1 protein-coding gene is annotated in these 400 nt (G+C 48.2%); it reads right to left on the reverse strand.

What is annotated here, in order from left to right; all coding sequences use genetic code 11:
* A partial coding sequence (locus D7W81_RS41720) for a tail fiber protein (protein WP_208721712.1) occupies window positions 1–400 on the reverse strand: 400 nt, incomplete at both ends.

The following is a 400-nucleotide window of genomic DNA, read 5'->3' on the forward strand; positions in this document are numbered from 1 at the left end:
AGGCATGGGTATGGCTGGACGGTGCCGCAGCAATAGCCTTATCCATCGCTGCCTTAACCGCACTTGGTGTTGCAGCTTCCGTCGTACTGGTGCTATTTGTTGTATTGTTAAGCTTAACGACTCCTTTCTGCGTCAGTGTACCATCAGGGATACCAGTAATCTGATTCCAGGCATGATTATGACTGGTGGCAGCTTTGCTATTTGCCAGGTCATATGCCGTTTTTACCGCTTTTGGCGTGGCCGCTTTGGTTTCATCATCGCTATTAGTCGCATTACTCAGCTGCGTAAAACCTTTTTGTGTCAGCGTCGCATCAGGATGATTTCGTGATTGCTGATGTGTTTTCAACGCGTCATCGACATATTCCCTGGTTGCCACAACGACTGAAGGGTCGATCAAAAG

Origin of the sequence: Corallococcus aberystwythensis (genome assembly GCF_003612165.1) — a bacterium.
GTDB lineage: Bacteria > Myxococcota > Myxococcia > Myxococcales > Myxococcaceae > Corallococcus > Corallococcus aberystwythensis.